We start from the raw sequence: 23,221 nt of genomic DNA on the forward strand, positions 1-23,221 counted from the left end.
TTTTTGGGTGCATCTTTTTATAGATGCTGTTCTTTGAAATTCTTTTTGAATTTTCAAGGTTGTTTCACTGTTTAGTTATCAAAGTTCTTTTTTATTCTCTTGCCTCTGTCTTTGTTTCTCTCAGAAGCGACTTGATTATCTTACCACATCTTTCGACGTGTGTCAACATGTTTTTTATATTTTTTAAATTGTTTAATTTGTTTGACCTTTTTAGACAATTTGTTGTTGACTTGGATAAGTATAGCAGAGTCTATTACATCTGTCAACAACTTTCTATTCATATTGTCTTTTTATTCATCATCATCTGAATCATCTGCTGTATCCGCGTCAATCCCCAGTGTATGCATAGTTCTGCGCTTAATCCTTGCTTCTTCTGAAGTTTTCATAATGTAATCTTTTATTTCAGACGCCCTTTTAATATGAATCAGCATTAATTCTGGATGTGTTGAATCTCCTGTATAACATATTAAGGTACCAGTTCCGAAGATTCGTTCCATAATGCTTTTGCTCATTCTAACATCCTGAACCTTATATATATACGCATCATCCTCAATAATGGTAAAAAGTCCCTTTTTAATCCGAATTTTTTCCTCGTCAATTGTATACGTCGTAAAGCAGATCGGCAGTGCTAAAAACTTTGTCCTCTTTTTTTCTATAAACATAGCAATATTCCCTCCAGAATTCCCCAATATTATTTAAAAGCAACAACTGCTTCCTCTTTCCCATTCGATATCTTTATACTGCCACCTTCAACACTTAATTTCTTACTAACCTCAAAGACAAGAATGCCATCCGTATCTTTTCCACCTTCTATCTCTGTCTTCAAATATTGCAGATCGTTTACCAATAACGTTAATGATGGCTTTGTTACTTTACCATCAACAATTAATTGATAATTTATTTTAGACTCCATTAAATCAATTGTTTTTCTGGATTTAGAAACATTTTTGATTTGAAATGAAACAATCAACAACTGGTTTCCTTCTGCCGGCGAAAGTGTAAAGTATGTGTTAGTCTCCTTATCAGGGTAACTATTACATAATTGGTAGGACGAGTATTTAACTTCAAATTTATTTTGAGCAATTACCTGTGACAATGACGCCGTTTGAAGAACTTCAGTTGTGCTGTTTTCTGTAGCTTCTGGTTCCTTGGTTTGTTCAGTCGTTTCAGCTGCTATAGATGTACTCACAGGCTGTGGCGTTGGTGTAACAGTTACCGTTTCTTCTTCCGCAATGCTTTCTTCATCATCTGTATAAATCAATTCTTCCTTGTAATGCTTATCATATTTAAGTAAACTTCCTGCGATATATTCTGCAATCTGATCGTTTTCTTTATCCGTAATTTCCGCTTTTCCAGAGCATCCGGTAGTTATTAAGGACACTAACAAAATACCAACAAAAAATTTTTTCTTCATGAAATTCCTCCGTAATATTTTATTATTACACCTATTCATAATAGCACTATTTTTTTTATAAGACAATCCTTAAATCGAACTATATTTAAAAAAGACGTACTACAATTTAATCCAAATATTAATTATAGTACGTCCATTGTTTAATTTTTATTATTGATATCCACTTCAAACCAGAATTCCACACCATTGTTATGATTAATCACACCAAAATCATGGTTTAACGACTTCATAACAGCACTTACAATAGACAATCCTATTCCATTTCCACCATACTCTCTTGTTCTGGCTTTATCAACCTTGTAGAATTTAATCCAAATCTTTTCTAAATCCTCCTGGGGGATTTGTTTTCCGGTATTGAAAACAGATACTCTTAATGTATCCTGCTTTTTTACTAACTTAATATGAATAACTTTTTCACCATCTACATGATTCAATGCATTACTGATATAATTTGTAAAAACCTCTTCTACCATATACTCATCGGACCATACGTAAATAGGACTTGAGGCTTCAAAAAGCAGTCTTACTCCCTTTTGCTGAACCAAAATTCCAACACTTGCTATCACAGATTTTATCATTTGTACAATATCAAAATGCTCAATTTGAGCCATATTATTTCCAAATTCAATCTGGTTCAGCGTCAATAGCTTTTTCACCATTTTATTCATTTTATTGGCTTCATCAGAAATAACTTCACAATAAAAGTTGCGGCTTTCCGCATCATCATTTACATTCTCAATAAGACCTTCTGCATATCCCTGAATAAGCGCAATTGGTGTTTTAAGCTCATGTGAAACATTGGATAAAAATTCTTTTCTCATTTCATCAATTTGAATCTTTCTCTCAATATCAGTCTTCAGTTCATTATTTGCCGTTTTCAATTCGGAAATCGTATGTTCCAGCTTATTCGATAAAGTATTTATACCATTACCAAGAATCCCTATCTCATCATTACGCTCTTCCTCATATTTAGCTGTAAAATCTAAATCAACCATTCGCTCCGCGATTTCAGACAGATCTAATATTGGTTTTGTGAAATTTTTACTTAAAAAGAACATTATAATCGTGCTAATCAGTGCAACTATAATTCCAATATAAGCAAGAAACTGATTAGATATATGGATACTTTCTTTCATACTTTCATAATTTGCTCTCAAATAAATATAATTTCCGCAATCCAGAACACCAATTAATTCAATATAATTCGACTGCATTCTCTCATCATACCGCTTATATATTTCAAAATTTTCAGATTGCTCCAATAAGTCTCTTCCTTGTTCTGGTCTTACAACAAATCCCTGATGTTTTTTCCAGTAATCTATAAAGTTCTCATAAATCTGTTGCTTTTGTCTGTCACTGGTGTTACTCAGTACATTGAAGGGATATATATAATAAAATCTGTCCTGAATCGAAAAGGACAATAGGTTTTCTCCAATCAAATACAGATTCAGATTATTATTTGCCTCAATCCGTTCCACCTTTATGCTAATTTCATCATCATCTAGAACGGTTGTATTTTCTGTGTCATCTGCTAACTGCAAAAGATTATTTACCTGGTTAAATCCATCTACCAAAGAGTTAATTTTGCTGGCTTTATAGTACGAAGGCAGCAACCAGATGTTAACAATCCAGCAGGCAAACACAACAAGCGCAATAAATGCTGTAAGTGTGAGCATCAGACGCATCCTGAGAGAATCTTTAAAAACCATAAAATTTCTCAATCGTTCTTTCCATTTTGAATTATCCATTCAGTTCCTCCTATACTTCAAATTTGTAGCCCATGCCCCAAATTGTTTTAATGTATTCTCCTTTTTCCCCCATCTTGCTCCGCAATTTTTTCACATGGGTGTCAATGGTTCTTGCATCTCCAAAATAGTCATAATTCCAAACATTATTCAAAATTCTTTCTCTTGAAAGAGCTACCCCTTTGTTTTCAACAAAATAGGATAGTAATTCAAATTCTTTAAAACTTAACTCAATAGATTTACCATCAATTAACACTTCATGTGCTGTCTGATCTAAAACAAGTCCACCAATTTCAAATTTCCCTTCTTCCAGCACATTAGAGCGCCTCAAGATTGCACTTACCCGAGCCACCAAAATCTTAGGACTAAATGGCTTTGCAATATACTCATCCACTCCCAGATCAAATCCAAGCAGTTCATCTCTTTCATCACCCTTTGCTGTCAGCATAATAATAGGAACTTTTGAATATTGCCGAACTTCCCGGCAAACACTCCAGCCATCCATTTTTGGCATCATGACATCTAAAATGATTAAAGAAATAGTATTATCTTGAAAAAATATATCCACAGCCCGCTCGCCATCCTCTGCCTCTATTACTTCAAAACCTTCTCTTACCAAAAAATCTCTTACAAGTTTTCTCATACGACTTTCATCATCAACTACCAGAATCTTTATCTTATCCATGTAAACACTCCTTAACCTATATTATTTTATGTCCATCCATCTCTGTTTCACCTTACTATTAGTATATACCATATATATGACTAAATTGTGAAAACAAATAAGCAGCTAGAATACCAGCATTATAACCTAGATAAAGGGAGATGACAACAATCTGTTATCATCTCCCTAAGTAATTATTCCTTCTGATGTTCTGTTACCTATACTGAAAAAAATATGCAGGTATATCTAATGTATTTAATCCAAGAAGTTCAATCGACCTATTTATTTCATTTTGCGTAAACTCAAGTTTGCAGTTAAGCCTTTGGCTCAATGAAACACGTCCCATTCCAAGAGCTTTTGCAAATTTTTCTTGTGTGCCATAGATTTCTTTAATCCTGCCTAGTAACTTGCTGTAATTATAAATCATGACCCTCACCTCATATTTTTTGTTCAGAATACTGAACTGAGTAAATTTTACCATAATATAACATAAAAGTCAACACTTCATTTTGATTTTATATTTTATTACAGAATCTAAATATTTTTGTTGTCTAATTAAAACTTTTATGGTAGAATTAGGAAAAGTTTATGTTGAAAGAGGTGTCAAGATGAATATAATTGCGACTCGTATCAAAAAAGCAATGGATATACGTAATATGCGGCAAGTTGATGTGATTGAAAAAAGTGGTATTAATAAAGGTTCACTAAGTTCCTACCTTTCTGGGAAATACATACCAAAACAATCAAACATAATCCGGCTTGCAAGTGCTCTGAATGTTGCAGAGGCATGGCTCAGCGGCCAGGATGTTCCTATGGAACGTATTGATTATAGTTCCGCACTTGAAGTACATGAATCATTTGATTCTTTATCTGAGATGGATATAAAACTTCTGGACTATTTTAGCAGGCTCAACGAAACAGGAAAAGCAGAAGCACTAAAAAGAATATGTGAATTAACATATCTTTACTCCTATACAGAATCTAATTCGTGAAATAAATATGTGTCATTACCTACTAACCTCTCATACTCTCACTACATCAAAGTTTGTTTCAAACTCAAGCAGCACATTAAATTCTTATCAGTACCTATGACATGAAAATTTACGAGATAACCATTTATTTCTTATACTATATCATGTATAATAATAGCAATATCTATGATATTATTAAAATGTATAGGAGAACGTACTATGAGAAAACGAAATTTATTTATTACTGTGTTACTTTTTATTGCACTAATGACCTCTGGTTGCTTCAACAAGAAACCTGAAGATAAAGTGAAGGATATGCTGAAGGAAGCCTTCTCTTCTCTTACAGAATATGATTTGGCAGCTGCAAAGCAATATTTTAGCGAATGGGATGAGGAACTGCTGGCTACATCTTCTGATATAGAAGACGATCCATTAATTGACTACTTGGTCGAGTGTCACCAGACAACAAAGTACGAAATTAATTCCATTGATATAGCAGATGATAAAGCAACTGTTGAACTTGATTTCAACTACATAGATAATACTAATTTTACGAATATTTTTGCCGCTAAAGTTTTTCAGAAAGCATTAGATAATGAACTTTCTGATTCAACAACAGAAGAAGAAGGTGAAGAAGTGTACAGAGAAACTATTTCTGAAATAAAAGAAGAACTGAATCCCAGTACAGTAGAAAGCACATTTACATTACAATTATCTAAAATCGACGACGAATGGAAAATTAGCGAATTAACAGATGAGCTTGTAAAAGTAATTACTACAAATATCTCAGAAACAACTGAATAAACTTTAGGATCATTAGCAGCAAGCCTGTTATACCGACGGTCACTCAGCCACTGGTAGACAGGCTTTTTTGTAGAATGCACACTTTTTTCTGCCCATTAGCAAAGCTTTACCAAAAAGCAATTGACTTTTTGGTAATATATGGTATATTATTTATAGTTATCTAATATATATTACATTCGGGGAGGAACTATATGGAACAATTCTGTAAATTCTGCGGCAAACCACTTGTTGATGGTAAATGTGACTGTGACGATTATATTCGTACAGATAAAAGAAATCAATATTTTCTAATAGTAGAGAGTCTACTTTTACTATTCAAAAACTTTTTTAAAAAACCGCTTGAAAATTCAAAGCAAACAGCAAAAGAACTTATCATACCTGTAACTGTTATATTGTTTGGAATACATTTCCTAATTCTTTTCTGCTATAGCAGCGTAAACTTTGGCCTTAAAGCAGGAATTTTTATTGTGCTTTCTTTTATCATCGTTCATGCATTTATTATTAGTAGCATTTCAATTATTGCTAAAAAATTTGATCCAAAAATCCATTTTTACTATGTTCTGTATTCTTCTTGTACTGCCACCATCCCCTCGACCATTTTAATTATAGTAAGCTTTATTATCTCTTATTTTTATATTCCACTTGCTATACTTCTACTATTTATCGCATTTATCAGCTGGATTTTGCTTAGTTATACTATAACTCAAGAATTCATTTTATTTGATAAGAATTATGTTTTTTGGATCTACCTTCTGCTTATTACATTGTTTCTAATCATTGATTCCTATTTCATGAAATATGCTGTCTCTTCTGCGATAAAATACTATTTAAACCATCTATCAATATCAGATTTATTCAATTATATGGCATAGGAAATTATTTTGCAATTTCCTATCACACAAAAAATGCCTTCTGTCTTCTATAAAGTAAACACTGCTTCACTTTATAAAATGACAGAAAGCATTTCAAATCATTATCATGTATAACCAGCTCTTTAAAGTTCTTGTCATACTTCACTCACAATGAACAAGAAATCTCATTCAATGGAGTAGGCGAGAGTCGAACTCGCGTCCAAAAGCCGATTCATTATAGCTTCTCCCATTACAGTCATTATTTTAACATTCCCTTAGTAAAACTCCTAATGACAGGATTCTTACCTTAGTAGCTTCATATTACTTAACTTATCTCAAAGCTTTGATAAGCTAGTGTCCTACAAAATTTGATGCCTAATTCTAAAGTGTAGGTGCCTTAGGTTAGACAGCTGCCGCTATTAGGCAGCGTAAGCTAAATTATCTTCAGCGTTTATATTTATTTTTGTGTCGTAACGTGGCACAGACGAATGGCTTCCATAATTGCACAACCCCTGTCGAAACCTGTACTACCCCAGGGATATAAACGTGAAGTTATTGTAATACATTTTTATCGATTTGTCAATAGAACTAATTATAAATTTTTTACTTTAAAATCCTTCTCAGCTTCCCGCCTCTGATCCTTCTTAGCAATATCCTGTCTTTTATCATATAATTTTTTACCTCTTGCAAGCCCAATTTCTACTTTTACAAGGCTTCCACTAAGATAAACATTGAGAGGAACTAAAGTATATCCTTGCTGCGTAATTTTACCAGAAATTTTATTAATTTCATACTTATGCAACAATAACTTTTTAACCCTCAATGGGTCTTTGTTAAAAATATTACCCTTTTCATATGGACTGATATGCATATTATATACGAAGACTTCCCCCTGCTCAATACGAATAAAAGACTCCTTAATGCTGCACTTTCCCATACGCAGCGACTTCACTTCTGTTCCATGTAAAACAATTCCTGCTTCAAAAGTATCTTCGATAAAATAATCAAAAAATGCTTTCTTATTATTTGCTATTATCTTCTTCGATTTTAACGTCATTTTCTTTCTCCTGAATATCACTTTTCCTTGTACCCTTTTTCAAGGAGCGTTCTGATTTCCTTTTCCTCCTGTCTTTGGAAAAATCCTGGCCCTCCTCATCGTCCTCCGCCAGTTCAAAATCAATTGTCTTTAATAATTTATCTACGCCCACCACAACAACCTTAATCTTCTCTCCAAGCTTATACGTCTTATTTGTGTGTTCCCCTACCATCATATACTTTTCTTCATCATAAAAATAATAATCGTCTTTCAGTGCCGTTACTCGTATCATTCCTTCTACGGTATTAGGAAGTTCCACAAACATTCCCCATGTTGTTATTCCCGAAATAACACCTTCAAAAGATTCACCTAAGAACTGACCCATATATTCAGCCTTTTTCATTTTTTCCACTTCCCGCTCAGCCTCATCCGCACGGCGTTCCATCATACTAGATCGCAAAGCAACATCCGGAAGTATTTTTTCGTAATGACTCAATCGTTTTTCACTTAATCCATTACGAAGATTTTCTTTAATAATACGATGAATCTGTAAATCTGGATACCGGCGGATTGGAGATGTAAAATGACAATAATATTTTGCCGCCAGACCAAAGTGGCCTTCTCCATTTACCGTATATTTAGCCTGCTTCATCGAACGAAGTGTAAGCCTGCTAATCAATGCTTCCTCTGGTGTTCCTTCAATTTTTTCAATCAACTTTTGAAGCTCCTTAGGATGTATATCATCTTGACTAATTTTAATAGAATAGCCAAAATTATTAATAAAAATTCCCAGCTTCATTATTTTTTCTGGATCTGGATTTTCATGAGTACGATAAACAAATGGAAGTTCTTGCCAAAAATAATCCTCTGCAATTGTTTCATTTGCTGCCAGCATAAATTCTTCAATTATCTTAGTCGCTGTATTTCTATCATATGGTTTGATATCAATTGGTTTTCCCTTTTCATCCAATATCAGCTTGCTCTCTGGAAAATCAAAGTCAATGGAACCTCTTCGGCGTCTCTTTTCTCGCAAAAGCTTTGCTAGCTCTTCCATCCGTTCAAACATAGGAACCAATTCCTGATATTCCTTTATCTCATCTTCATCGTGATCCTCCAAAATCTTTTTCACGCTCGTATAAGTCATCCTCCGCGTAACATTTACAACCGTTTCAGCAATCTTATGACTTAATAAATTTCCTTTTAAATCAAATTCCATAAAACAGCTTAAAGCTAATCGATCCACACCTGCATTTAGCGAACATATTCCATTGGACAACGCATGAGGAAGCATAGGAATGACACGGTCTACCAGATATATACTGGTTCCTCTGCTCAACGCCTCCTGATCGAGAGGTGTATTCTCTTTGACATATTGAGTCACATCTGCAATGTGAACACCCAGCTTGTAAATATCACCTTCTTTTGATATCGTAATGGCATCATCTAAATCCTTTGCATCTTCTCCATCAATAGTAACCATCTGCCACTCTCTTATATCCATTCTTCCAGCCCGGTCATCTCCACTAATTTCCTCTGGAATCTTTTCAACCTGTTTCATAACTGCCTCAGGATATGATTCTGGCAAATTGAATGCCTTAATCACCGAAATAATATCTACACCTGGATCATTAATATGTCCCAGTATTTCTACGACTTTTCCTTCAGGATTTTTATCTTTGCCACCATAGCTGGTAATTTCAACTACAACCTTGTGTCCAGTAACAGCACCTTTTGTCTGTGCCTTTGGAATATAAATATCTTTGGCAAAGCGCTGGTTATCTGCAACCACAAATCCAAAATTTTTACTTTTAGCAAAAGTACCCACAACCATGTCAGTTCCTCTTTCTAATATACTGACAACCTTGCCTTCCTTTCGCTTTCCACTCTTAGCTTCTAAAATCTGAATTTGTACTTTATCGTTATGAAGCGCACCCTTAGTTGCATTTTCTGGTATATAGACATCCTCTTGCTCGCCTTCAATGGAAACAAAACCATATCCCTTCTGAGTTCCAGTAAATACTCCAACCTTTAGGTCACTATGTGCTGCCTTAAATTTTCCTTTTACATCAATTGATATTTTCCCTTCTGATATTAGTGACTCCATTACTTCACGCAAATCCTGCTTTTCTGCTTTAGGTACCTGTAAAATACCTGCCATTTCTTTAAACTTCACTGGCTTGTATTCTTTGCTTATCATATATTCGTATACTAACTTTTTCTTTTCTTCTAAAACCTGTTTATCTAACATAAAACTGCCTCCATTCTCTCTTAAGAAAGCGTTATTTTTTATATTATACCACAAATAGAAAAAAATAACTATAAAAAAGCTATTTCTTATTTGGCACTTTACCTTTCAGAAATAGCTTATCCATTTTATTGCATTTTAGCCTTCTACTCTTAATGAGTTTGAAACCCTGTGGAGTTGTTCACTAATACTCTTAATGTCTTTGGCATATGTCAGATTCTTGCCAGATAGTTCTTCTGTTTGAATTGAATTGGCAATTGTCTGCTGGGAAATCGCAGAAATATTTTGAATTGCTTCTACAATAGTTTTGTTAGAATGATTCAAACTATCTACTCTTCCTTTTAATAAATTAGCCTTCTCTTCAATCACCTGAACCTTTGAACTAATTCCTTTAAAATTACTTTCCGTATCTAAAATCATTTTATTTTGTTCCTGGAAACCATCTACAAATACATTAATTGAATCTGATACACGATTTGTATTGTTGTTAATATCCTTAACCATATTCTGAATTTCTTTTACGGATGCAGCTGTCATTTCCGCTAAATTCCTGATTTCCGTTGCAACAACAGAAAATCCTTTTCCTGCATCTCCAGCTCTTGCCGCTTCAATAGATGCATTTAACGATAATAAATTCGTTTGTGTAGAAATTTGTTCAATCAAACCGATAATCTCATCAATCTTCTTCACTCGCTCTTCTAATTTCCTAATATTTTCAATGGTGTCCCTGCTATGGCAATTATTTTTTTCCACTGACTGTATTAAATTATTAATGTTACTTACACCATCATGTATGTATTTACCAGCATCCATAGATACCTTATTGAAGGTGTGTGCCAGTTCCTTTGTATCTTCAATTTCTGATTGTATGCTTTCTGTCATTTCCAACTGTTTCTGGATATTCTCAGCTGTCTGCGATGTTCCTTCTGAAACTTCACTCATTGCACTAACCGTCATATTACAAGAGTCTTCCAAACTTTTTACGTCCCCGTTAATTCCTAGTACTATTTCTTCGATTTGTCTTACTGTCTCTAACATTTTATCGATCATTTTCAGATTTTCATCATTCTTTGTCTTGATTTCTCTTAATTTTTGTTTATTAATTCTCGCGTCAATTCGAGCTACAACAAAAACAAATACACAGAATATTGTAATAATTACCATCTGAATTTTTACATTTACTACAAAAACTAAATCCTCCGCATTTTTAGTAAAACCCATATTATATATTGCATATAAAACGTTGACTATAAATGTGCACACATTAATGGTTATTAAAAATTTATAATCATGGGTTAAAATAAGAACTAATAGTAGTGGCATTATGTACGTAAAAACACTTGGTGTATATGTTGTAAGCAATACGATACAGTACATGATGAAGTATCCTATCGTCAAGATATACTTGGTAACATCTCCTTCTGGATATTTTGTCTGAAAAAAATAATTCACCAGTTCTGGTATTAACATTACAACACCCAACGTAATTAAATACCCCAAAGTTCGATTATGTTTTAGAACCTCAGATAAATAAGCAATAAAAATTGCAGAGGTCATTGTTACATATAATGCAGCAATAACACGGTTAACAGTTCGCTTTTCAGAAATAACTTTCATTTTAATAATAACATAAGCTAACATGAAATCAGATTATATTATTCCGTCACCTAAACTTATTTTGATCCTGATATTCACTCAGTTATGTCTTCCCCCTTTCTTTCAAGATAAACTCTGTTTATTTTTACTACTTAATTATACAAAAATATATTTTTTTGTCAATAAGAGGTCTAATATGTTGAAATTATTATTATAAAAGTGTAAAAAAATAGACTGCCATAACCATGGCAGTCTTAGTTTATTTACCAATTCATGCATAATAAAACAGAAATCAAAAGAAATGCTCCTGCTAATACTCTTGTTGTGTTTACCAAAGCACCTTCCATAGAACGTCCTCTGTTTTTTCCCCAATAAGTATCAGCCACACCACTGATTGCTCCTGACAAACCAGCTGACTTGCCTTCCTGCATAATTACAACTACTGTAAGCCCAATACAAACCAGTATATAAGCCAAAGTTAAAACGGTTCTTAATATAGCCACACTCACACCTCCTAAACCTGTACATATTACTAATAGTATTCATCTGAATACATGCCTAATTGAATTGTACCACAAGCACAATGGCTTTTCAACTATTATTTCTTAATGAGTAATGACTTTCCTGTCATTTCTGCTGGTTGTGGCAATCCCATCATTTCTAATAAAGTCGGTGCAATGTCTGCGAGACATCCGCCTGTCCGCAATGTATATGCCGCATCGTAATTTACAAGAATAAATGGTACTGGATTAATTGTATGTGCAGTAAATGGTTCACCAGTCTTATAATCAACAAGCTGCTCTGCATTTCCATGGTCTGCACAAATAAACATCTGACCGCCCACTTCTTTAATAGCATCTACCGTCATACCAACACATTTATCAACTGCTTCTACTGCTTTAATTGCAGCAGCCTCAATTCCTGTATGTCCAACCATATCTGGATTAGCAAAATTTACAATAATTACGTCGTACTTACCGCCCTTAATTGCCTTTACCAATCCATCCGCAACCTGATATGCACTCATCTCTGGCTGCAAATCATAAGTTGCAACTTTGGGAGAGTTAACAAGCAATCTGTCTTCCCCTTCATTTGGTTCCTCTTTTCCGCCATTAAAGAAAAAGGTAACATGAGCATATTTTTCTGTCTCAGCCGTTCTTAATTGGGTTTTTCCGTTTTGTGCCAAATACTCACCCAATGTATTTTCAATTTCGACCTTATGAAAAGCAACTATTTTATTAGGAATTGTTACATCATATTCTGTAAATACGACAAATGTGGTGTCAATTCTTCCACCTTTACGTTCAAAACCAGTAAATGCATCATCACAAAATGCCCTTGTGATTTCTCTTGCTCGGTCAGGACGGAAGTTAAAGAAAATTACCGAGTCTTTATTCTTAATAGTTGCAACTGGTTTTCCACCCTCCATTACGACAGTTGGCAGCACAAATTCGTCTGTTGCATCCTTGTCATAGGATTGCTGCACTGCTGTTACAGCATCTTCTGCTTGTTCTCCTATTCCTTCTGCCAATGCTTCGTAAGCTTTTCCAACTCGGTCCCATCTATTGTCACGATCCATAACATAATAACGTCCCATTACGGTGGCAATCTTACCTACACCAATTTCTTTCATTTTAGCCACAGCTTCTTCTACAAATCCTTTTCCTGATGCTGGAGGTGTATCTCTTCCGTCTAAAAAGGCATGTAAATATACATTTTCTATGCCGCTTTTTTTTGCCAACTCTAATAAACCATACATGTGTGTATTATGACTATGAACTCCGCCATCAGATAACAGACCGAATAAATGCAAATCAGAATTATTTTTTTTACAATTCTCAACTGCCTGCAATAGTGCTTGGTTTTTGAAAAAATCACCATCTTGAATTTCTTTTGTAATTCTTGTTAGTTCCTGATAAATAATTCGACCAGCACCCATATTTAAATGCCCTACTTCCGAATTACCCATTTGTCCCTCTGGCAGTCCAACAGCCATTCCGCTTGCAAGTCCTTCGACAAAAGGACATTCCGCCATTAAATGATCCAATACAGGAGTATTTGCTTCTTTTACAGCATTTGCAGTTTCATTATCATTCAATCCATAACCATCTAATATCATTAAAACTGTAGGTTTCTTACTCATCTTAGTACTCCTTTATATTTTTATTGTCAATGAAACAGACGGTACACTGTGAAGCACCGTCTGCTTTTCCTGTTTTGACTTTATTCTTATTTGTAATTTACAATTTTTCCAAAGTCAGGTTTTAAGGATGCTCCACCTACTAAACCACCATCAATATCAGGCTGTGCAAATAATTCAGAAGCACTGTCTGCTGTAACGCTTCCGCCATACTGAATTCTGATTGCTTCAGCTGTTGCTTCATCATAAATTTCCTTGATACATTGACGAATTGCAGCACACACCTCTTGCGCCTGTTCAGAAGTAGCAACTTTACCAGTACCAATTGCCCAAATTGGCTCATATGCAATAACAGCTGCTTTTGCCTGTTCTGACGTAACATTCAAAAAGGCAATCTTTATCTGTTGACGTATCCAGTCAATTGTAACTCCCTGTTCTCTTTGTGTAAGTGATTCTCCACAACAAACAATTGGTGTAATTCCATGTTCAAATGCTTTCAACACTTTCTTATTAACCGTTTCATCTGTTTCAGCAAAATATTCTCTTCTTTCAGAATGACCAATTATGACATACTTCACTCCAATGTCTGTCAGCATATTTGGCGCAATTTCACCTGTATATGCTCCACTTTCTTCATAGTACATATTCTCTGCACCGATTTCAATATTACTTCCCTGTGCTGCTTCAATTGCCTTCGTTAAAGAAATTGCAGGCACACAAAATACTACATCTACTTCTTCACTTGCTACTAATGGTCTCAATTCATTTATTAACTGTACTGTTTCACTTGGAGTTTTATTCATTTTCCAGTTTCCAGCAATTATTTTTTTACGCATTTTATATCCTCCGTTTAAATATTCATTTATTTATCGTCAGCTGCTGCAACACCAGGAAGTTCTTTACCTTCTAAAAATTCAAGGCTTGCTCCGCCTCCAGTAGAAATATGTGTCATTTTATCTCCGAAACCTAAAATATTTACCGCAGCAGCAGAATCGCCACCACCAATAATTGTAATTGCATCAAGCTCTGCCAATGCTTTTGCTACTGCCACTGTACCAGCTTCAAAATTAGACATTTCAAAGCAACCCATTGGTCCGTTCCATACAACCGTTTTTGCCCCCTTAAGTGCATCTGCAAATAACGTCTGTGTCTTTGGTCCAATATCAAGACCCTGCCAGCCATCTGGAATATCTTCTTCTTTGTTTACAACGTTAGTGTTTGCATCATTAGAAAATGCATCTGCAATTACAGTATCTACAGGAATCAATAAATTAACTCCTTTTTCCTTTGCTTTATCTAACATTTCTAAAGCATACTCTTTATAATCTTCTTCTAATAGTGAGTCACCAACCGCTTTTCCCTGCGCAGCCATAAAAGTATATGCCATACCTCCACCAATAATCAACGTATCAACTTTATCTAACAGATTATTAATAACTGAAATTTTAGAAGAAACCTTTGCTCCGCCGAGAATGGCAACAAAAGGTCTTTCAGGAGTATTCACTGCATTTCCCAAGAAATCGATTTCTTTCTGCATTAAATATCCTACAACACAAGTATCTACAAATTCTGTGATACCTACGTTGGAACAATGAGCTCTGTGGGCTGTTCCAAATGCATCGTTAACAAATACATCTGCAAGAGATGCTAAATCCTTACTAAATGCTTCGCCATTCTTTGTTTCTTCTGCTCTGTAACGAGTATTTTCTAATAAAACGACATCTCCATCATTCATTGCAGCTACAGCAGCTTTAGCATTATCACCAACAACATTTGCATCAGCGGCAAATTTTACTTCTTTTCCAAGCAATTCAGATAACCTTGCTGCAACTGGTGCCAAAGATAATTCTGGCTTTGGTTCTCCCTTAGGTTTTCCAAGATGAGAACACAAAATAACCTTTCCACCATCTGCAATTAATTTATTAATTGTTGGAAGAGCAGCAACTAAACGGTTTTCGTCAGTAATTTTACCCTCTTGTAATGGCACATTAAAATCACAACGTACAAGTACTTTCTTTCCACTTACATTTATATCATCAACTGATTTTTTATTTAACATATAATAAACTCCTTTCAAAAATTATTTATTGAAAAAGGCCCGGTCCTTAAGACCGGACCTTTTTAGGTCATTTAATTTAATTATGCTAATTCAGCAAAATATTTGATTGTTCTAACCATCTGGCTAGTGTATGAATTTTCATTATCATACCAGGAAACAACTTTAACTAATGTAGAACCATCTCCCATATCCATAACAGTTGTCTGAGTTGCATCAAACAAAGAACCATATGTGATACCAACAATATCAGAAGAAACAATTTCATCTTCTGTATAACCAAAAGATGCTGACTGAGCGTTTTTCATAGCTTCGTTAACCTGGTCTTTTGTTACAGTACCATCTACAACAGCTACTAACTGAGTTAAAGAACCTGTTGGAGTAGGAACACGTTGAGCACAACCATCTAATACTCCGTTTAACTCTGGAATAACTAAACCGATTGCTTTTGCAGCACCAGTTGAGTTTGGAGTAATGTTTACAGCAGCTGCACGAGCTCTTCTTAAATCTCCTGCTCTATGTGGTCCATCAAGTGTCATTTGATCACCAGTATAAGCATGAATTGTAGTCATATAACCTTTTTTAATCTTCACTAAATTGTTTAATGTATTTGCCATTGGAGCTAAGCAGTTAGTTGTACAAGAAGCTGCGGAAATAACAGTATCTTCTTTTGTAAGAGTGTCTTCATTAACACTATAAACGATTGTAGGGAGATCATTTCCAGCAGGAGCAGAAATAACAACTTTCTTTGCACCAGCTTTGATATGTGCTTCTGATTTTGCTTTTGATGTATAGAAACCTGTACATTCAAGAACAACATCTACTCCGATTTCTCCCCAAGGAAGCTCCTCAGCTTTAGCCATTGCATAGATTTTAATTTCTTTTCCATCAACAACGATAGAATCTTCTTTTGCTTCTACTGATTTATCATATCTTCCCTGTGATGAATCATATTTTAATAAATGAGCTAACATTTTAGGACTTGTTAAGTCGTTAATTGCTACTACTTCATATCCCTCAGCTCCAAACATTTGTCTGAAAGCAAGACGTCCAATACGTCCAAAACCATTAATTGCTACTTTTACTGCCATGATAAATATTCCTCCTATATGATTAAATTTATTTTATAATTACTGCCACTTCTATAGTTTTATAATTAGACAGTGATTAATGCTATGATATTAGATTGTTGTATTTTTCACAAATCTCAATCCTTATTTTAACTAATTTGTCCCAAAATAGCAAGAGTAAAATTATTTTTTTTCATTTGTATTATTAGTCCATTTCATCCTTTACATAATTTGCAATATTCATGGAATGATCTGAAATTCTCTCTAAATTTACAAGTGTATCAATAAAGATAACACCAATTTCTGAGTCACATTGATTTTGTGATAATCTTGTAATATGCTTTTCCCTTAAATCTTCCTCTAGATTATCTACTAAATCCTCCAGTTTCACAACATTTCTTACAAATTCAACATTTTCAGTGGAACGAGCCTTTATTGCATTTTCAAAAGAATCTAAAGCCGCTTTTGAAATTTCTTTCATTTCTTCATCTGCTGTCTTCGAAAACTTTAGTTTATGTTCAATTTTCTTTAATGCCAGCTCTGCAATATTTTCTGCATGGTCACCCACTCTTTCAATGTTGCTTACTGTATAAAACATATGATTAACAATTAGCTGCTGGCGTTCTGTCAAACTTAGATTACTAATTTTCACCAGATACTCTGTAATCATATTATCCAACTTGTCTACAATATTTTCGCGATCAATTACTTTTTTCGCCTCGTCCTCATTTTCAGTCAGCAAAGAATTAATAGCAAGCCGGGTATTATCTAATGCAATTTCACCCATGTGAACCACTTCTTTTACAACATTTTCAACTGCAAAAGTGGGTGACTCTAATATTCTTTCATCTAAATGCCTTAAAACGACTGTCACCTCATCTGACTCATTGCTCTCAGGTTCTTCCTTTATAATCACACCTGCAATCTTAACTAATAAATTAGCAAATGGAAACAGGATAACAGTATTAGAAATATTAAAAATAGTGTGGAAAATAGATATCTGTACACTGTTAATATTACTTGCTGCCCATTCTGTATTGATTTTGAAAATAACAAACATTATAATTCCAAAAAGTCCTGCACCAATTGTATTAAACATTAAATGGATTGTGGCAGCCCTCTTAGCATTTTTACCTGCACCTGCACTTGACAAAATTGCTGTAATACAAGTACCAATATTTTGTCCAAGTGTAATAAATATGGCTGAACTCCAACTAACTGCACCTGTCATTGCCAATGTCTGTAATATACCAACTGATGCGGATGAACTTTGAATAATCGCAGTAACGGTCATACCTGCTAAAATACCCAAAATAGGATTTTGTCCTAAAACCTTGAACGCATTGGCGAAAACTGGTGATGAACTATATGGTTTAATTGCATCTGACATAAATTCCAGTCCAATAAACAATACACCAAAACCAATTAAAATTTCTGATACATCCTTTTTCTTTTCTGATTTTGCAAACATGAACAAAAATGCACCTATACCAATTAGAAATGGTGCAAAAAAGGAAGGTTTCATTGCTGCAGCCCATTCCCATTCATTCATGGAAACCAACCATGCTGTTACGGTAGTACCAATATTAGCACCCATAATTACACCAACTGCCTGGGTCAGATTCATTAGTCCTGCATTTACAAAACCAACAACCATAACGGTAGTTGCTGAGCTGCTCTGAATGATACCAGTTACAACTAAACCTACAACCACTCCCAACAAGCGGTTATTGGTTAAAATAGCCAGAAATTGCCGCATTTTATTCCCAGCTGCTTTCTGTAGTCCATCGCCCATGGTGCTCATGCCGTATAGAAACATTCCAAGGCCTCCCATAAACGTGAACAAGGTTCCTACATGTTCAATTGTCATAATATCCTCCTGAAAAATTTTCATGATACATTAGTTATAATAACATTTATTTTTAATTTATCAAGCATATTATGTATTTTTTTTAATTTTAGTCGAATAATAATTAAATTATTCGACTAAAAAATTAATTACATAAACTGTCCAGTTGTACCAGATTTATTAGTATTTACTGAGCTTCCACCCATAGAAGTAACGACTGATTTTACAGTCTGTATTTCTGATTCTGTTGATTTTTCTGCTGGTGTATAATAACCTTTACTTTTTGCTAAATTAAATAATTCATACTGACTAGTTTCTGTTTCATTTCTGATTTGCTGAAGTTTCATTCTTAATTGCTGGTTTTCTGTCTGTGAAATCATTTCACTCACTTTTGTAATACTGCCGTTAATTGCATTTAACGCATCTGCAACCATTGTTTTTTCCTGCATGTCAGACCCTCCTATTGCAAAAATTGCATTAAATCTGTTTTATTTTTTGTTGCACTTTGTACTGTTTTTTGAAAAAATTGTTTTACATTAGCATCTGAAGCCTGTTCTGCATATGCCGAATACTTATCGACATCCATAACGCTTTCTAAGAGTAAATGCCTAAGATTCTGTAATTCCATTTCATTAATGTCATTCATATTCTCACTCCATTCATTTTTTTTACTCTCCTAGTATGAATAGTTTCGTTATAGACTATGCAAAAATATTTCAATTACATTATTTAGCAGACTTTCCAGTTATTTTATAAAAAGAGCAAAAAGGACTAGAATATCCCTTTTGCTCTTTTCGGCTATATATTTCATTTATGTTTTATATAATACAAATATACTATCACATCTTTTTATATATTCCTATATATTTCTTCGTATCTCTTAGCTGATTTATCCCAGGAAAAATCAACCTCCATCGCGCGATCTATCAGTTTATTCCATTCTCGCTTTTTATCATAATAAATAGTCTTTGCGTAGCGTATCGCGTTTAACATTTCATGAGCATTGTAATTATGAAATGAGAAGCCTGTCCCCGTACTTTCGTACTCATTATATGGTACTACTGTATCTCTAAGGCCGCCTGTCTCTCTCACAATAGGAATTGTTCCATATCGAAGACTCATTAACTGGCTTAATCCACATGGCTCAAACATGGAAGGCATTAAAAATGCATCGCACGCACCATATATTTTATGAGATCTCTCATTAGAATAAAAAATGTTAGCCGATACTCTATCGCTATATTTCCAAGCATAATGCCGAAACAAATGCTCATATTTTTCTTCACCCGTACCTAGCACAACTAATTGTGTATCTTCTGTACAAATCTCTTCAATTACATAATCAATCAAATCGAATCCCTTTTGATCTGTCAATCGAGACACTATTCCAATCATAAAACACTTATCATTTTGCGCAAGTCCCAACTCTTCCTGTAGTCCCCGCTTATTCTTGATTTTTTCTTTTCTAAAATTTTTGGCATTATAGTTCTGGTATAAAAATGGATCGGTCTCTGGATTATATTCATTATAATCAATACCATTTACAATACCTACTAATGATTGTTGCCTAGCTCGTATTAAACCGTCTAACCCTTCTCCATAGAACGGATACTTAATTTCATCTGCATATGATTCACTTACAGTCGTGATTAAGTCAGCGTAAACTAATCCCCCTTTTAAATAGTTTGCGTCACCATATGCTTCAAGCTTATCAGGAGTAAAGAACTTAGCATTTAATCCTGTTATATCCTTAACTGTTTTCATATCCCAAATACCTTGAAATTTCAAGTTATGTATGGTCATGATAGTTTTAATTCCGTGGTAAAAAGGATTATCCATAAAAATATCTTTGATGTATACTGGAAGTAAGCCTGTCTGCCAATCATGGCAGTGTATAATGTCTGGTCTGAAATCTAACAGTGGTAAAGAAGATAATGCTGCCTTGCAGAAAAAAGCAAATTTTTCAATATCCTCATAAATATTACCATATGGAACTGTTCCTGCAAAATAGAATTCATTATCGACGAAATAGAAAGTAATTCCTTCATATTCCATTTCTAAAATACCTACATACTGTCTCCTCCACGCAAGATCCATATAAAAATGAGCTTTATATTTTAATTGTGACTTATACTCATCAGACATTGCCATATATTTAGGCAACATAACTCTTACATCAAATTCATCCTTGTTAAAATACTTTGGCAGGGAGCCGGTTACATCGGCTAAACCACCTGTTTTAATAAAAGGAACTACTTCTGATGCAACAAATAGCACTTTTTTCATAGGAAACCTCCTGTACTTTATTAGTGTTATTATACAATAAATATTCACATAGTTAAAGTGCTAATTTGTTATTAATTACATTAAAATCCAAATTATTTTGTGAATAATGCATATGTAGTTACGCTCTCATCTTATATTCTAATCTGATTTTGTCTGCAATTAATGCAACAAATTCTGAATTCGTAGGTTTTCCTTTTCCATTGCTGACGGTATAACCAAATAATTCATCAATAGTGTCCATTTTTCCCCTGCTCCAAGCAACCTCAATTGCGTGACGAATAGCTCTTTCTACTCGGCTTGGTGTTGTCTTATGCTGCTTTGCAATAGAAGGATACAGTAATTTGGTAATTGAATTCAACATCTCACCATCATTTACTGACATCATTATCGCATCACGGAGATATTGGTAGCCTTTAATATGTGCTGGAACACCAATTTCATGGATAATATTAGTTACGTCTGATTCCAAATTGTGCTCATATGAAACTGGTTTGCTTTCATAAATAGAAGTTCTCTTAGGCTTCACAAATTTATTAACATTTTCATGTTTTATTTGTTTCACCCGTGCCAATATTGTACTCGGCTCAAAAGGTTTGATTATATAATAACCTGCTCCTAATTCAAAAGCATTTTCCGTAATGTGTTCTGTACTGACTGCTGTAACAACGATAAAATTAGGTCTCTTTTTATATTCATCGCTAGAGCTTACTTTTTCCAAAACACCTAATCCATCTAGTTTAGGCATTATTAAATCTAATAGCATTACATCTGGTTCTTTCTCTTTTATGATTGCTAATGCACCTAAACCATCATAAGCAGTTCCTACAACTTCAATATCATCATCGTGTTTCAAAATTTCTACTAGGGTCTCTACTGTTGTTTCGTTGTCATCAACAACAGCAACTTTAATTTTTGACATATTCTTCTTAATCCTCCTTAATTACTTATCTCATCAGCCTCATTAACTAAATGATCGTAGAAAAATTATACATTTTTTTGGATGTTTAGTCAATCGGTTGTTGTTCTTAACTGAAATTGTTTCTTGCCGATGAAATACAAAAATAATAGCCAGGCATTTGTAAATATTTACCATATTTGAATTATATACGTAAATGACATAAATATCAATTATTTTTAATCGCAATTATTACTATTTATCGACTTATTTTGAGAACTTAACCATATTTTCAACAAAAATCCCGTATCCTCTCGTAGAATCTTGAACAAAAACATGTGTGACTGCCCCAATTATTTTGCCATTCTGTAATATGGGACTTCCACTCATGCCTTGTACAATCCCATTTGTAAGATTCAAAAGTTTTTTGTCTGTAACATGAATAACCATGCCCTTACTAAAATTTGCAGTATTCATTTCAATTTTTTCGATTTCAATTTCATATTCTTCTATTTTTCCAGTAACTTGACACAATATAGTGGCTTTACCTTTTTTTACTTCTTGCTTTAATCCCATTGGATATGCTTTCATTTTTTCCGAATTGAAACATTTTTCACTGATTACTCCAAATATTCCTTGCTTTGTATTTTTGATCACATTTCCATACAGATCATTTTCTCCTTTGCGAATTACACCTATTATTTCACCTGGTTCTCCCTTATGCCCTTTATTTATTTGTAAAACATCGGCCTTATACAACTCTCCTTCCTTAACATTCATAAGTAAACCTGTGTCAATATCTGTAATTCCATGTCCCAATGCACCAAAAATACCCTCTTCATCAACAAACGTCAATGTACCAATTCCCTGTGTATCATCACGAATCCATGCACCAATTTTATATACACCATCTGCTCCCATAACTGGTTTGATAATTACCTTGGACTCATTTTCATTACGTCTGATAACAAGTTCAATGTCTTTTCCACCACAGTTTTCTATGGTTTCGATTAACTGTTTTTTATTACTAATTTCAATATGGTCAGCTTCAACAATATAGTCTCCTGATTTTAAGATATTCAACGCCGGCTCATAGTTTAGTCCATCACTACAGGCAATTACTCCTGTTCCAAGTACTAGTACGCCGTCTGTTTTAATATTAATACCTACTGACATCCCACAAGGTGTCAGTAATTTATCCTCTATCACATCGACCTTTATTTTTTTAAAATTTATAATACCAAACAGTTTAACCTGTACATCATATGTCCCAAGTTCGTCTGCACAAATACTAAAGGGTTTTGAAAAATTTACGTGAAGCTTATTTCCCAAGACCGTTTTATTGTTAATTGAAATCGCCCCAACATAGTCTGAATGAATATGACCTTCCATTGGTAAAGAAAAATTAAGATTTTCGGTTTCATTTACTATTAGTTTTATATTATCTGGTATCCTTTTGTCAAGGTTTCTATAAGATAAAATTCCAATAGCACCCAATACAAGTATTAATATGCTTATCAGAACTCTTCTATAAATCTTTTGTCCTTCCATGTCAACACCTCTTTTTATTGTATGTCTAAAAAACAAAAGCCTAATTAC

The 23,221-nt window shown here is 34.0% G+C and carries 22 protein-coding genes and 1 other RNA gene; 3 read left to right on the plus strand and 20 right to left on the minus strand.

All coding sequences use genetic code 11. The features are described 5' to 3' along the window. Positions 1–290: 290 nt before the first annotated feature. From BM305_RS04140 to BM305_RS04160, 5 genes are all read right to left on the minus strand, one after another. Positions 291–662, minus strand: coding sequence for a PH domain-containing protein (locus BM305_RS04140; protein ID WP_092559448.1), 372 nt, complete (start codon positions 660–662; stop codon positions 291–293). Between the two features lie 29 nt (positions 663–691). Next, the gene (locus BM305_RS04145; protein WP_092559449.1) at positions 692–1,414 is read right to left on the minus strand and encodes a DUF4352 domain-containing protein; all 723 of its coding nucleotides are present in this window, start codon (positions 1,412–1,414) and stop codon (positions 692–694) included. A 140-nt stretch (positions 1,415–1,554) separates the two neighbouring features. Further along, the gene (locus BM305_RS04150; RefSeq protein ID WP_242940452.1) at positions 1,555–3,162 is read right to left on the minus strand and encodes a sensor histidine kinase; all 1,608 of its coding nucleotides are present in this window, start codon (positions 3,160–3,162) and stop codon (positions 1,555–1,557) included. Between the two features lie 10 nt (positions 3,163–3,172). Then, positions 3,173–3,844, minus strand: coding sequence for a response regulator transcription factor (locus BM305_RS04155; RefSeq protein ID WP_092559450.1), 672 nt, complete (start codon positions 3,842–3,844; stop codon positions 3,173–3,175). A gap of 193 nt (positions 3,845–4,037) precedes the next feature. Continuing rightward, entirely contained in the window at positions 4,038–4,250 is a 213-nt protein-coding gene (locus tag BM305_RS04160; RefSeq protein ID WP_092559451.1) for a DUF739 family protein, read from the minus strand. Between the two features lie 181 nt (positions 4,251–4,431). On the opposite strand from BM305_RS04160, the gene BM305_RS04165 reads away from it, so the two are divergent. From BM305_RS04165 to BM305_RS04175, 3 genes are all read left to right on the plus strand, one after another. Continuing rightward, positions 4,432–4,815 (plus strand): helix-turn-helix domain-containing protein, encoded by a 384-nt coding sequence (locus BM305_RS04165; RefSeq protein WP_092559452.1) that lies wholly within the window; start codon positions 4,432–4,434, stop codon positions 4,813–4,815. A gap of 198 nt (positions 4,816–5,013) precedes the next feature. Next, positions 5,014–5,598, plus strand: a complete 585-nt coding sequence (locus BM305_RS04170) for a DUF5105 domain-containing protein (RefSeq protein WP_092559453.1) — start codon at positions 5,014–5,016, stop codon at positions 5,596–5,598. 191 nt (positions 5,599–5,789) lie between these two features. Next, positions 5,790–6,470 (plus strand): hypothetical protein, encoded by a 681-nt coding sequence (locus BM305_RS04175; RefSeq protein ID WP_092559454.1) that lies wholly within the window; start codon positions 5,790–5,792, stop codon positions 6,468–6,470. A gap of 169 nt (positions 6,471–6,639) precedes the next feature. Here BM305_RS04175 and ssrA read toward each other — a convergent pair. The 15 genes from ssrA to spoIVB all read right to left on the minus strand — a co-directional run bounded on the left by ssrA (position 6,640) and on the right by spoIVB (position 23,173). Further along, positions 6,640–6,983: a transfer-messenger RNA gene (gene ssrA / locus BM305_RS04180) on the minus strand. Positions 6,984–7,041: 58 nt separating this feature from the next. Then, positions 7,042–7,506 carry an SsrA-binding protein SmpB gene (gene smpB / locus BM305_RS04185; protein WP_092559455.1) on the minus strand — a complete coding sequence of 155 codons (465 nt, stop codon included), beginning with the start codon at positions 7,504–7,506 and terminating at the stop codon, positions 7,042–7,044. Next, complete coding sequence (gene rnr, locus BM305_RS04190; RefSeq protein ID WP_092559456.1) at positions 7,472–9,733, minus strand: ribonuclease R; 2,262 nt, start codon at positions 9,731–9,733, stop codon at positions 7,472–7,474. Before rnr ends, smpB begins: the two co-directional genes overlap by 35 nt. A 135-nt stretch (positions 9,734–9,868) precedes the next feature. Continuing rightward, positions 9,869–11,371 (minus strand): methyl-accepting chemotaxis protein, encoded by a 1,503-nt coding sequence (locus BM305_RS04195; RefSeq protein WP_092559457.1) that lies wholly within the window; start codon positions 11,369–11,371, stop codon positions 9,869–9,871. A 218-nt stretch (positions 11,372–11,589) separates the two neighbouring features. Next, complete coding sequence (secG, locus tag BM305_RS04200; protein ID WP_092559458.1) at positions 11,590–11,829, minus strand: preprotein translocase subunit SecG; 240 nt, start codon at positions 11,827–11,829, stop codon at positions 11,590–11,592. A gap of 95 nt (positions 11,830–11,924) precedes the next feature. Then, positions 11,925–13,469 (minus strand): 2,3-bisphosphoglycerate-independent phosphoglycerate mutase, encoded by a 1,545-nt coding sequence (gene gpmI, locus BM305_RS04205; RefSeq protein ID WP_092559459.1) that lies wholly within the window; start codon positions 13,467–13,469, stop codon positions 11,925–11,927. 86 nt (positions 13,470–13,555) lie between these two features. Next, a complete protein-coding gene (gene tpiA, locus BM305_RS04210; protein ID WP_092559460.1) occupies positions 13,556–14,302 on the minus strand; it encodes a triose-phosphate isomerase in 747 nt (248 codons plus the stop codon). A 26-nt stretch (positions 14,303–14,328) separates the two neighbouring features. Continuing rightward, a complete protein-coding gene (locus BM305_RS04215; RefSeq protein ID WP_092559461.1) occupies positions 14,329–15,525 on the minus strand; it encodes a phosphoglycerate kinase in 1,197 nt (398 codons plus the stop codon). An 80-nt stretch (positions 15,526–15,605) separates the two neighbouring features. Then, positions 15,606–16,613, minus strand: a complete 1,008-nt coding sequence (gene gap / locus BM305_RS04220) for a type I glyceraldehyde-3-phosphate dehydrogenase (RefSeq protein ID WP_092559462.1) — start codon at positions 16,611–16,613, stop codon at positions 15,606–15,608. Positions 16,614–16,797: 184 nt separating this feature from the next. Then, positions 16,798–18,462 carry a Na/Pi cotransporter family protein gene (locus BM305_RS04225; RefSeq protein ID WP_092559463.1) on the minus strand — a complete coding sequence of 555 codons (1,665 nt, stop codon included), beginning with the start codon at positions 18,460–18,462 and terminating at the stop codon, positions 16,798–16,800. A gap of 128 nt (positions 18,463–18,590) precedes the next feature. Then, positions 18,591–18,890 (minus strand): spore coat protein, encoded by a 300-nt coding sequence (locus tag BM305_RS04230; protein ID WP_092559464.1) that lies wholly within the window; start codon positions 18,888–18,890, stop codon positions 18,591–18,593. 11 nt (positions 18,891–18,901) lie between these two features. Beyond that, complete coding sequence (locus BM305_RS04235; protein WP_092559465.1) at positions 18,902–19,087, minus strand: hypothetical protein; 186 nt, start codon at positions 19,085–19,087, stop codon at positions 18,902–18,904. 203 nt (positions 19,088–19,290) lie between these two features. Then, on the minus strand, positions 19,291–20,727 hold the full coding sequence (gene glgA, locus BM305_RS04240; RefSeq protein WP_092559466.1) for a glycogen synthase GlgA: 1,437 nt from the start codon (positions 20,725–20,727) through the stop codon (positions 19,291–19,293). 118 nt (positions 20,728–20,845) lie between these two features. Further along, on the minus strand, positions 20,846–21,646 hold the full coding sequence (gene spo0A, locus BM305_RS04245) for a sporulation transcription factor Spo0A (RefSeq protein ID WP_092559467.1): 801 nt from the start codon (positions 21,644–21,646) through the stop codon (positions 20,846–20,848). A gap of 243 nt (positions 21,647–21,889) precedes the next feature. Next, entirely contained in the window at positions 21,890–23,173 is a 1,284-nt protein-coding gene (gene spoIVB, locus BM305_RS04250) for a SpoIVB peptidase (protein ID WP_092559468.1), read from the minus strand. Positions 23,174–23,221 lie beyond the last annotated feature (48 nt).

It is taken from the genome of Anaeromicropila populeti, from assembly GCF_900112775.1.
Taxonomy (GTDB): Bacteria; Bacillota; Clostridia; order Lachnospirales; family Lachnospiraceae; genus Anaeromicropila_A; species Anaeromicropila_A populeti.

Coding starts and splice junctions, on each gene's coding strand:
- BM305_RS04140 (WP_092559448.1), bottom strand. CDS start 662: ATGTTTATAGAAAAAAAGAGGACAAAGTTTTTAGCACTGCCGATCTGC.
- BM305_RS04145 (WP_092559449.1), bottom strand. CDS start 1,414: ATGAAGAAAAAATTTTTTGTTGGTATTTTGTTAGTGTCCTTAATAACT.
- BM305_RS04150 (WP_242940452.1), bottom strand. CDS start 3,162: ATGGATAATTCAAAATGGAAAGAACGATTGAGAAATTTTATGGTTTTT.
- BM305_RS04155 (WP_092559450.1), bottom strand. CDS start 3,844: ATGGATAAGATAAAGATTCTGGTAGTTGATGATGAAAGTCGTATGAGA.
- BM305_RS04160 (WP_092559451.1), bottom strand. CDS start 4,250: ATGATTTATAATTACAGCAAGTTACTAGGCAGGATTAAAGAAATCTAT.
- BM305_RS04165 (WP_092559452.1), top strand. CDS start 4,432: ATGAATATAATTGCGACTCGTATCAAAAAAGCAATGGATATACGTAAT.
- BM305_RS04170 (WP_092559453.1), top strand. CDS start 5,014: ATGAGAAAACGAAATTTATTTATTACTGTGTTACTTTTTATTGCACTA.
- BM305_RS04175 (WP_092559454.1), top strand. CDS start 5,790: ATGGAACAATTCTGTAAATTCTGCGGCAAACCACTTGTTGATGGTAAA.
- smpB (WP_092559455.1), bottom strand. CDS start 7,506: ATGACGTTAAAATCGAAGAAGATAATAGCAAATAATAAGAAAGCATTT.
- rnr (WP_092559456.1), bottom strand. CDS start 9,733: ATGTTAGATAAACAGGTTTTAGAAGAAAAGAAAAAGTTAGTATACGAA.
- BM305_RS04195 (WP_092559457.1), bottom strand. CDS start 11,371: ATGTTAGCTTATGTTATTATTAAAATGAAAGTTATTTCTGAAAAGCGA.
- gpmI (WP_092559459.1), bottom strand. CDS start 13,469: ATGAGTAAGAAACCTACAGTTTTAATGATATTAGATGGTTATGGATTG.
- tpiA (WP_092559460.1), bottom strand. CDS start 14,302: ATGCGTAAAAAAATAATTGCTGGAAACTGGAAAATGAATAAAACTCCA.
- BM305_RS04215 (WP_092559461.1), bottom strand. CDS start 15,525: ATGTTAAATAAAAAATCAGTTGATGATATAAATGTAAGTGGAAAGAAA.
- gap (WP_092559462.1), bottom strand. CDS start 16,613: ATGGCAGTAAAAGTAGCAATTAATGGTTTTGGACGTATTGGACGTCTT.
- BM305_RS04225 (WP_092559463.1), bottom strand. CDS start 18,462: ATGACAATTGAACATGTAGGAACCTTGTTCACGTTTATGGGAGGCCTT.
- BM305_RS04230 (WP_092559464.1), bottom strand. CDS start 18,890: ATGCAGGAAAAAACAATGGTTGCAGATGCGTTAAATGCAATTAACGGC.
- BM305_RS04235 (WP_092559465.1), bottom strand. CDS start 19,087: ATGAATGACATTAATGAAATGGAATTACAGAATCTTAGGCATTTACTC.
- glgA (WP_092559466.1), bottom strand. CDS start 20,727: ATGAAAAAAGTGCTATTTGTTGCATCAGAAGTAGTTCCTTTTATTAAA.
- spo0A (WP_092559467.1), bottom strand. CDS start 21,646: ATGTCAAAAATTAAAGTTGCTGTTGTTGATGACAACGAAACAACAGTA.
- spoIVB (WP_092559468.1), bottom strand. CDS start 23,173: ATGGAAGGACAAAAGATTTATAGAAGAGTTCTGATAAGCATATTAATA.